Source organism: Peptoniphilus sp. (genome assembly GCF_050943655.1).
In the GTDB taxonomy this organism is placed as follows: Bacteria; Bacillota; Clostridia; order Tissierellales; family Peptoniphilaceae; genus Peptoniphilus_A.
In genome coordinates this window covers 1-9467 of the sequence record NZ_JBMNPQ010000055.1, presented here as the reverse complement: position 1 = coordinate 9467, position 9467 = coordinate 1, and the positions used below count along the sequence as shown (strand labels likewise).

Genomic DNA, 9467 nt, shown 5'->3' with positions numbered 1-9467 from the left:
ATAATAAAATGGTATATATTATATGAAGAATTTTTCTATAAATTTTAAATAAGATGAAGCGAGTGGGATAATTAATAAAATGAATTAAACCATTAAAGCAAAAGGGCAAAAAAATAAAGCCCTTACGGACTTTATATGGTGCGGGAAAGAGGAATTAGCACCAATTCTTTTATAATGGCTAAATTTCAATGTTTATTTTGTTTGTTTTTGTGAAAGTTGGTAACGAGTTGGCAACGAATTTAATTATACATTTTATCAAGTAGAGCTGCGGCCTTTTCTTTTTGATCATCCATGACATGTACATAAATATTTAATGTGGTTTTATAGTCACTATGCCCCATTAATTTCTGAACGGTTTTTATGTCAACACCAGCTTCAAAAAGTCTTGTTGCATAAGAATGTCTAATGGAATGCAAAGGTCTAGGCTCTATCCCTATCTTTTTGCAAATAGCTTGTAGTCGTCTATTAGCTCTTTTTTCTTCTATGGGATTTAATAAGTCATCGGAAAAAATAAAGGCTTCATCAGTAAAAGGCTGTCCAAGTCGGAGATGTTTTTCATAAGATTTTGTTTTTATTTTTTGTAAAAGATTATCGGCAATTTTTGGAAGGGCAACAGTCCTATATGAGCTTTCAGTTTTTAATTCTTGGGTAGTATTTTTATTTAATTTTCTAGATCCATCTTCTTCAAATGTATATGACCTTCGCAGTTGTTGCTCTATAGTTAATACTCCATCAGAATAGTTTTTCCAGCGTAGACCTCTGAGCTCATTTCTGCGTAGACCAGTTAAGAAATCTATATACAAGCTTTGTTCCACTGGATCATCAAGATTTAAATTATTTATTATAAGTTTTTGTTCATCAGCAGTAAATATCCTATATTTACCAGAGTTTTCTGTTTTTTCTTTTTTGGGTACTTTTACATATTCAGCTGGATTTGTGGGGAATATTCCTAGGATTATTGTATAATCAAGAAAGTTTTTAATTAAAGCTAGTGTATCCTTGACGGTATTTATTGATGTTTTTTCATCATCAGCTAGTAGATTTATAAAATTCTGTAAATTTAGAATTGTTATATCGCCAACTTTGGTTTTAGAAAAAGGATAGGGGGATATATGAAGGTTTAATAGACTTTGATATCTAACTATAGTTGTACTTTTAATTTCCTTGATTTTTATATTGAAAAGCCAGTAATGCATAAATTCAGACAAAGATTTATCTCCAGATGTGGTAAAACCAGCTATATTTGTTTGTGACATAGCCTTTTGCATTTTTTCTATGACTTCATATTTTTTATAACTAGAAAAAGATTTTCTAATTAAATTGCCAGCTAAGTCTTGGCCAAGAGTTACGCGACCAGTCCAATATTTTTTATTATTACGCATGGAATAAGTAAGACTACCTAATCCATTTGCATTTTTTTCTTTCATAATTTACTCCTTAAAAGTTAAGGATTATGATATAATATGTTTGTTCAGGGGTTATATCAATAATCCTAAATATTTCCTTGGTTTGTTTGCAGACGGCCAAGGATTTTTTATTCTATTTCATTTTTACTTTTCTAGATTATTTATTGCAAAATCAGCTTCTTCAGGAGTAAATTGTTCTCCGTGTTCAGAAATAAGTTGATCTCTTATAGCATTTGGTGACATAGCCATTTCATCTTGATATATTTTTGCTTTATTTAGAGCGTTGTTATTCCAATCAGCCTTAACATTTTCTATAGCGTATTGAGCAGCCTCTTCAGAAAATTGTTCGCCATATTCAGAAGTCAATTGTTCATATATACCAGCTTTGGACATATACATTTCATCTGAATAAACTTGAGCTTTTTTTAATGCGGACTGATATTCTTTTGGAATGTTTGCTGTTTCTTTAGTATTATCATTTGTTTCTGCCGTATTAGTTTCAGCAACACTTGCTTTATCATTTACATTATTTGAAGTAGCATCATTTGTTGATTTTTTGTTACCTGAATTACCTATAATTGCTATAGCGGCAATAATTACAATTACTATAAACCACACTCTTTTATAGAAAGGTTTTTTCTCTACATACACCTTTCCATTTTCATCTTTAATTTTTTTTGCCATTGCAAAAACCTCCTTAAATTTTATATATTTTAAACTTTTATGTTTAAACAAAGTTAATTAACTTTCAATAATTAAAATATCTCTAAAAAATAGATAGTTACTATAAAATAATTGAAACAGTCATGATTTACATTATCTTATCTGACTAATCTTATAGGTGGCTTTCCCTAAAATTTCAACGCTTTTATCTCCGTTTAATATAATTGGTTTAAATCTAGGGTTTTCAGCACGTAGAACTACTTTTCCAGGCATTTTATAAACTCTTTTGAGTGTAGCTTCGTCTTCAATTAAAACTGCAGCAATTTCTCCGTCATCGACATCTGATTGTTTATGTATAAATACGATATCATCTTCATAAATATTTGCATTAATCATGCTATCGCCTTTGATTCTCAAGCAAAAGTCAGCTTGAACGATTTTATCAAGCTCGATATATTCTTCTATATTTTGTTCTGCAAGTATGGGCTCACCTGCAGCGATAGTTCCAATAAGTGGTATCCTTTTAGAAGATTTTTTTAAGGGTAGTATATTTTTAATATTATGAATTTCGTCATTAGATACATCATAGCCAATCAACCACGCAGGAGATACATTTAACGCCTTCGCCAATATATTAATCTTATCTTGTTTAGGTGTGTATTTTCCATTTTTCCAATCACTAATACTAGATTGTGTAATACCTGTTAATTTAGATAATTCAGTTTGAGATATATTCTTTTCTTCTAATATTTTATTAAATCTGACAACAAAATTATCTTTCATATAATCACCTCTTTCATATATATTATATTATTTTCCGTAAAAATACAACAATATTGCATAAATATTTTTCGGAAATCCGTTGACAAGTTTTAAAATAGATGTTATTATATGAATTACGGAAAACCGATAAAAAGAGAGGTGATAAAATTGTTTAATTATAATAAGTTAAGAGGTAAAATTAGAGAAAAATTCGGAACACAGGAACATTTTGCTAATGCTTTAGGAATAGGTACAACCACTCTTAATTCACGATTAAAGTCTGAAACTTATTTCAATCAAATGGAAATTTTAAAAGCTGGCGAATTGTTAGGATTAACAAGAGAAGAAATAGATGAAATTTTTTTTGAAGAAAATAACGGAAAACCGATATAAATGAGGTGAAACTTTGAAAAAACAAATTAATGAACTTGAAATTTTATTAGATAGTGCAACCTTGTTATTAGGAAGTAGCATGGTCTTATTAACCAATATGTTAATTAATAAAGAGATGGACTATGAATCGAACATTAACAGGCTACTTGAAAATATAAGTCAACTAATAAAATCCATAAATAAATATAAATTTAAATACCATTCTAATTAAGAAAAGTATCAATTATATATTTGTTTATCTCAAACATTGTTGTATGTAAAGAGCTAAAAAATTGAGTTGTTAAATTAGAGTCTATTATTTGAATTACTAGACTAATTAAGGAAATAACTATTGACCAATTAATTTTTGATTTAGGAAGTTCTTTCCTCTTACTAGGATCAAGTTTCTTTTGACCATTAATTAATGAGTCGATTGTTTGTTTTAATAGAATAATATTTTGATTCAATTCGCTGGTTGAGTTTAGTAATAACTGAGTTGAAGAAAGTTCGGTGGAAACATTTTGAAGTTGAAATAAATCTTTATCTGAAATTGAGTATTTTGGAACGTTAAAACCATCAAGATTAAATTTAGCTATATTAAATTTCACATAATCACATCCTTAAAGTGATTATATCAGAAGTTAAGTATAAAAAGAGCTGTTAATTAGTTAACACAAACAGAATTGATTTAGGAGGAAACAAATGGAAGAACAAATTAAAGACGGAAAATTATTATTAAAAGTACAAAAATCTTACGCACCATCAACTGCAGTTTTAAGGGTTCCACCTAACATAGCAGATAGAGTGAGAGAAATAGCTAAAGAAACAAATAACGACCTTACAACTGTTACATGTGAATTATTGGAGTTTGCACTTGATAGAGTACAAATTGTTGAGTGAGGTAGGATTATGGAAAATAAATTTTTACTAACTGCGAAAGAATTAGCTGGAGAAATACCTATAGGAGAACATAAGATTAGGAATTTGGCTAATGAGTATTCAGATTTCCCCAAATTGAGGGTGGGAAATAGAATGTATTTTTTTAAAGATGAGGTTATAGCTTGGCTAAAGGAAAACTCAAGGCAAGGGATAAGATTATGAAAGGCGAGATAAGACTAAGTAAATACAATGTATTACTGACACTTAGAAGATTAATAGGAATCAGTATTTTATTAATACTAGGATATTTGACTGTTAATTTTTTTATAAAGTTTGTTTTTTACATTATTTATCTTGGCACAAGGTTGATTGATACGATATTTAAATTTTTAATTAATTAATTTTAAGGAGGAATTTTATGAGCTATTTATCTTTAGTTTTTATAGTTATTGCATTAATAATGCCAAATAAGTTTTGAGAGATAGTTATGAAAAATACAGTAAAGGCAATAAAAAAAGTCCTCGGCCTACTAAAACACAAGGACTAAAATATATTATTTGCCTTTATTATACCACGAATAAAGGAGGATGTATGAAAAATTATTTTAAAGAAATTAAAAAATTAGAGAAAGATCAAGAGAGATTATCAAAAGAGTATTCAGAGTCTGAACGCATATTTTATACAGTGGATGATCCAAAATTAAAAGAGGAAGCAAGACTTAATATGATTGATATTCAATCAAAGATAGATGACTTAAAGTTTGAAGAAGATCAAGCGAATGAGTGTCTAATGAACATGGTAAATCAGGGGATAATGATATGAAAGTATTTTTAAAAGAATTAGAATTAAATAATTTTAAAGGTATTGAAAATTCGGTTATTAATTTTAAAGAAAATACTACAATTTTGGGGGCAAATGGGACTGGAAAAACCACTATATTTGATGCTTTTATTTGGCTGCTATTTGGAAAAGACAGTACAAATAAAAAAGATTTTAGTATTAAGACAATTGAATCTAACGGAGAAGTTCCGAGTTGTGATCACTCAGTTGCAGGAGTTATTGAAGTAGATGGAAAAGTAATTAAATTAAAAAAGACTTTTAAAGAGAAGTGGACTACGAAAAGAGGATCTAATCAAAAGGTATATTCTGGAAATACTACAGATTATGAAATAAATGATGTACCAAAGAAAGAAAAGGACTACCAGGAATTTATAAGTACTATAGCAGATGAAAAATTATTTAAGCTTCTTACTAATCCAAAATATTTTAATGAAATTTTGAGCAAGGATGAAAGGCGAGAAATACTATTAAAACTTTGTGAAGGTGAAATAAAAGAAGATGACATTCTAAATGCTAATTCAGCATTAAAAGAATTAGATCTTAAGAATTACAGCTTAGAAGATTTAGAAAGTATTAATAAAGCAAGTGCAAAAAAATTAAAGAAAGAAATTGAAGAACTACCTGCCAGATTAGATGAATTGAAACGATCAAAAAAGGTCTATGATTTTGACACACTAGATTTTAGAAGAAGAAGTATTACTGGAACTATTAAGCAATTAGAAGAATTTAAACTAATTCAAGATAATAGCAAAGATAAAAGAGAGGCTTATGCAAAAATTGCTGAACTGCAAAAGGAACAGATAGCTTTAAAAGAAGATGACTTTGAGAAAAATAAAAAAATAAAAGAATTAAATAGTAAATCACAAAAATCAAGAGCAGATGAAGTTTTAAAGTTTGATTTAAGTTGCAAAGAACTGGAAGCGTCAGCAAACGAAAGAGCAGAAAAAATAAAAAAACTAAGCATAGAAATTGACCAACTAAGAATCGACTATACAGAAGTTGCAGGAAATAAGGAAGATATGAACTGTCCAACTTGTAAGCAACCATTGCCAGAGGATTTGTATAAAAAGGCTAAGTCTGAAAAGCTAGAAAAAATTATAAATAAGGGCAACGAACTAAAGACAGAACTTGAAAAATTGAAAAATGAATATGAAGAAATGCAGAGAAGATTATTAAGCGCCAAAGATCGCAAGGAAAATCTTCTAACAACAGCAATCGAACTAATACCAGAGATTAAAGATAATCCAAGAATTGAAGAAATTGAAAGAGAAATAAAGACATTAGAAAAACAGATTTCTGAAAATGCAGAACGCGACTTTGGTGATATCGATAAAAAAATAATAGATTTAAATAAAGATCTAGAAGAAATTGATGGCCAAATAGCTTATAAAAAAATAAATGCAGATATTGATGAGAAAATCGAAAACTATGAAGATAAGAGAAAGGAAATATCAAGGAAACTGGAAGAAGCAGAAAAGAATTTATATTTAATTGGGATTTATAGCAAGGAAAGAAGCAAACTAATAGCTCAAACAGTAAATAAAAAATTTAAAAATGTAAGCTTTAAACTTTTTGATACACAAGTAAATGGAGCTATTGTGGAAACTTGCGAGACAACTGTTGCTGGAGTACCTTACCCTGATGTTAACAATGCAGGAAAAATCAATGCAGGATTAGAAATAATTAAGATTTTGTCTAAAGAATATGACTTCGAAGCTCCAATATTTATTGATAATGCCGAAGCGGTAAATAAAATAATTAAAATGCCAGGGCAAACTATAAAGCTGGTAGTTTCTGAAGATAAGGAGTTAAAAATTGTTTAAGGTGTTAAAACATTGGTGGTATTGGCCATTTACAACGGACCTACCCACTATTGGGATTGTAAAGACTGAAAATGATGGAGAAATCCAATATCATATTGGAACGGCAGACGGCAGCAATCTGGCAGAAAATATTAATATGATTGTTACCTATGGATCTTATTTTAATCCTGAGGAGTTGATCAAAGGTGAAAAATGAGAAAAAGAAAATTCCAACCTATAATCTAACATGGAATCAAATCGAAGATATAAAGCTTAAAGCAACACACGAAGCAATGGATTTTGCTTTTAGACAGATGATGTTAATACCTCTTATGGCACTAAGAGATCATTATGGTTACGGAACAAAAAGGCTAGAAGAATTTATTGACCATGTAGCCGACATGCTAGACAGCTATAACAAAGGTTATTTAGATTTAGACGATATTGAGAACACATTGGAAGAAGAAACGGGAATAAAAGTGAATAATGGAGATTTGAAAAGAAAATGAAATATCAAAATGTAAGAGATTTAATTAAAAAATTAGATTTACTTGAAGACAAAATAAAAATAGAGAAATTAGCTTTACTTGAAGACAAAATAAAAATAGAGAAATTAGCTTATTTAGATTTAGAAAAAGATGAACCTGACTGTAATTTTTTAGAAATTACAGTCAGGTTCATAGGTAATGAGCTTTGTTCATTAGTAATTGATGAAGATAGGCTTTATTTAACTAAGAATTCAAACAATTTTTTTAATGAAGATATTAGAACAGTAAGAGATAAGATTTATGAATATTTTAAAGAATTTGTAAAGGAGAATTTATAATGACTAACGAAATTGCAAGAAAACCAGTTAATGAGATGAAAAATATTTTAAATATACCAAGTATCAGAACTTTGTTTGATAATGCATTATCGGACAATTCAGGAGCATTTGTTTCAAGTCTGATTGATCTATATGGTGGAGATAGCTATCTGCAAGAATGTGATCCTAAAGACGTTGTTATGGAGGCCTTAAAAGCTGCAACTTTAAAACTTCCTATAAACAAAAATTTAGGATTTGGATATGTTGTACCTTTTAAGAATAAACAAGGCAAATTGGTTCCAAACTTTATTATTGGATATAAAGGGCTAATTCAACTCGCCATGAGGACTGGTCAATATAAGTCAATAAATAGTGGCATTATTTATGAGGGCATGGAAGTTTCAGAAGATGTGCTAAGAGGGACTCTATCAATCACAGGCAAAAAAACAAGTAATAAGGTAAAAGGCTATTTTGCATATTTTGAATTAATAAATGGATTTGAAAAATCATTATACATGACTTATGACGAAGCTGCAGATTGGGGCAAAAAATACAGTAAATCTTTTAATAAAGGCCCATGGAACACAGAGTTTGATTCGCAGGCGCAAAAGACATGTCTAAGAAGGCTACTAAGTAAATATGGTGTGCTTTCAACAGAAATGCAAACATTAGAAAAAGCTGAAGAAGATGGCAGTATTGCAATAGAGGCAATAGATAATAATGCAGTTGAGGAATTAGAAACAACAATAATTGATCAGGAAACTGGTGAAGTAATAGAAACTGAAAATATAGTCGCGCCATTTTAAAGGGAATTTGAAATGGAAATTGACGTAATAGCAAGTGGTAGCAACGGAAATTGCTACAAGATTAGTAATGAGGATACTGCACTTTTATTAGAGTGCGGTGTCCCATATTTAAAAATTCAAGAAGAATTAAACTTTAAGTTATCAGATATAGATGCATGCCTTGTAAGTCATGAGCACAAAGATCATTCAAAAGAATATAAAAAATTATTAGAATTTGGGACAAAGGTTTATATGACTGCCGGAACAAAAGATGCATTAGATGCTAAAGACTATAGGATAGAGATTCTAAAAAGGGAAGATAAGGAATTTTATAAATATACCGAAGTCGGAAGTTTTTTAATAAGACCATTTAAAACAATCCATGATGCAAAAGAACCAGTAGGTTTTTTAATAACAGATTTAAAGACTGGCGAGAGTCTAACTTTTATAACAGATAGTAAATATTGCAAGTATAGATTTAGTGTTGATTATATGCTTATAGAAGTAAATTATACAGCTAAAATTATAAATGAAAACAAAGAACTAAATTCTAAGTTGAGAAAGAGAATTAAAGATACTCACATGAGTCTAGAAACTGCTATTGATTTTTTATTAAAAAGTGATTTAGAAAGACTTAAAAAGCTTTATTTAATTCATCTATCAGATAGCAACTCGGATCATGATTATATTAAAGAGTCTATACAAAAGATAACGGGAGTACCAGTTTATGTATGTTAGGTGGTGAGTAATGTGGCCAACAAGGGTTGGGTTAGTATCCACAGAAATTTATATGACCACTGGATTTGGAATAGTAATGAGCCTTTTGATAAACGGTCTGCATGGATCGACCTAATTCTGATGGTCAATCATGAAGATAAAACAGTTTTAATAAATAATAATCTTATAACAGTTAAAAGAGGTCAAAGAATTACTAGCCTAGCAAAACTATCAAAACGTTGGAAGTGGTCGAGAAAGAAGGTCACAACTTTTCTTAAAAACTTAGAAAAAGATGACATGATTGGGCTTGAAATGGAACAGGGTAAACACACTACTATAACCATTGTAAATTACAGTTTTTACCAAGATAGCAATATTGACAAAAGCACAAGTGAAGAACAACCAAAGAACAATTCAAGCACAAGTGAAGAACAAC

The 9467-nt window shown here is 29.4% G+C and carries 14 protein-coding genes and 1 pseudogene; 11 read left to right on the top strand and 4 right to left on the bottom strand.

Going from position 1 to position 9467, the window contains the following annotated elements; genetic code table 11:
• Positions 1-239: 239 nt before the first annotated feature.
• From ACOX6R_RS05955 to lexA, 3 genes are all read right to left on the bottom strand, one after another.
• Entirely contained in the window at positions 240-1427 is a 1188-nt protein-coding gene (locus ACOX6R_RS05955) for a tyrosine-type recombinase/integrase (protein ID WP_433448273.1), read from the bottom strand.
• A gap of 123 nt (positions 1428-1550) precedes the next feature.
• Entirely contained in the window at positions 1551-2090 is a 540-nt protein-coding gene (locus ACOX6R_RS05950) for an Ltp family lipoprotein (RefSeq protein ID WP_433448271.1), read from the bottom strand.
• A gap of 132 nt (positions 2091-2222) precedes the next feature.
• Positions 2223-2852 (bottom strand): transcriptional repressor LexA, encoded by a 630-nt coding sequence (lexA, locus tag ACOX6R_RS05945; RefSeq protein WP_433448269.1) that lies wholly within the window; start codon positions 2850-2852, stop codon positions 2223-2225.
• 108 nt (positions 2853-2960) lie between these two features.
• On the opposite strand from lexA, the gene ACOX6R_RS05940 reads away from it, so the two are divergent.
• Positions 2961-3224 carry a DUF739 family protein gene (locus ACOX6R_RS05940; RefSeq protein ID WP_433448267.1) on the top strand — a complete coding sequence of 88 codons (264 nt, stop codon included), beginning with the start codon at positions 2961-2963 and terminating at the stop codon, positions 3222-3224.
• Between the two features lie 203 nt (positions 3225-3427).
• Here ACOX6R_RS05940 and ACOX6R_RS05935 read toward each other — a convergent pair whose 3' ends face one another.
• Complete coding sequence (locus tag ACOX6R_RS05935; protein ID WP_433448266.1) at positions 3428-3811, bottom strand: hypothetical protein; 384 nt, start codon at positions 3809-3811, stop codon at positions 3428-3430.
• Between the two features lie 94 nt (positions 3812-3905).
• Here ACOX6R_RS05935 and ACOX6R_RS05930 point away from each other — a divergent pair, with 94 nt between their 5' ends.
• From ACOX6R_RS05930 to ACOX6R_RS05885, 10 genes and pseudogenes are all read left to right on the top strand, one after another.
• Positions 3906-4103, top strand: coding sequence for a hypothetical protein (locus ACOX6R_RS05930; RefSeq protein ID WP_433448264.1), 198 nt, complete (start codon positions 3906-3908; stop codon positions 4101-4103).
• Positions 4104-4112: 9 nt separating this feature from the next.
• Positions 4113-4304, top strand: a complete 192-nt coding sequence (locus ACOX6R_RS05925; RefSeq protein WP_433448262.1) for a helix-turn-helix domain-containing protein — start codon at positions 4113-4115, stop codon at positions 4302-4304.
• 369 nt (positions 4305-4673) lie between these two features.
• Complete coding sequence (locus ACOX6R_RS05920; protein WP_433448260.1) at positions 4674-4904, top strand: hypothetical protein; 231 nt, start codon at positions 4674-4676, stop codon at positions 4902-4904.
• Positions 4901-6745 carry an ATP-binding protein gene (locus tag ACOX6R_RS05915; protein ID WP_433448258.1) on the top strand — a complete coding sequence of 615 codons (1845 nt, stop codon included), beginning with the start codon at positions 4901-4903 and terminating at the stop codon, positions 6743-6745. The genes ACOX6R_RS05920 and ACOX6R_RS05915 overlap by 4 nt, the downstream gene beginning before the upstream one ends.
• Positions 6738-6941: a hypothetical protein gene (locus ACOX6R_RS05910; RefSeq protein WP_433448256.1), complete on the top strand. Its 204-nt coding sequence runs from the start codon at positions 6738-6740 to the stop codon at positions 6939-6941. Before ACOX6R_RS05915 ends, ACOX6R_RS05910 begins: the two co-directional genes overlap by 8 nt.
• Positions 6931-7233: a hypothetical protein gene (locus ACOX6R_RS05905; RefSeq protein WP_433448254.1), complete on the top strand. Its 303-nt coding sequence runs from the start codon at positions 6931-6933 to the stop codon at positions 7231-7233. The genes ACOX6R_RS05910 and ACOX6R_RS05905 overlap by 11 nt, the downstream gene beginning before the upstream one ends.
• Positions 7230-7550, top strand: a complete 321-nt coding sequence (locus tag ACOX6R_RS05900) for a hypothetical protein (RefSeq protein WP_433448252.1) — start codon at positions 7230-7232, stop codon at positions 7548-7550. Before ACOX6R_RS05905 ends, ACOX6R_RS05900 begins: the two co-directional genes overlap by 4 nt.
• Complete coding sequence (locus tag ACOX6R_RS05895) at positions 7550-8335, top strand: recombinase RecT (protein ID WP_433448250.1); 786 nt, start codon at positions 7550-7552, stop codon at positions 8333-8335. Before ACOX6R_RS05900 ends, ACOX6R_RS05895 begins: the two co-directional genes overlap by 1 nt.
• Before the next feature lie 12 nt (positions 8336-8347).
• Entirely contained in the window at positions 8348-9052 is a 705-nt protein-coding gene (locus ACOX6R_RS05890; RefSeq protein ID WP_433448248.1) for an MBL fold metallo-hydrolase, read from the top strand.
• 12 nt (positions 9053-9064) lie between these two features.
• A pseudogene (locus ACOX6R_RS05885) lies at positions 9065-9467 on the top strand (DNA replication protein DnaD); the annotation flags it as partial.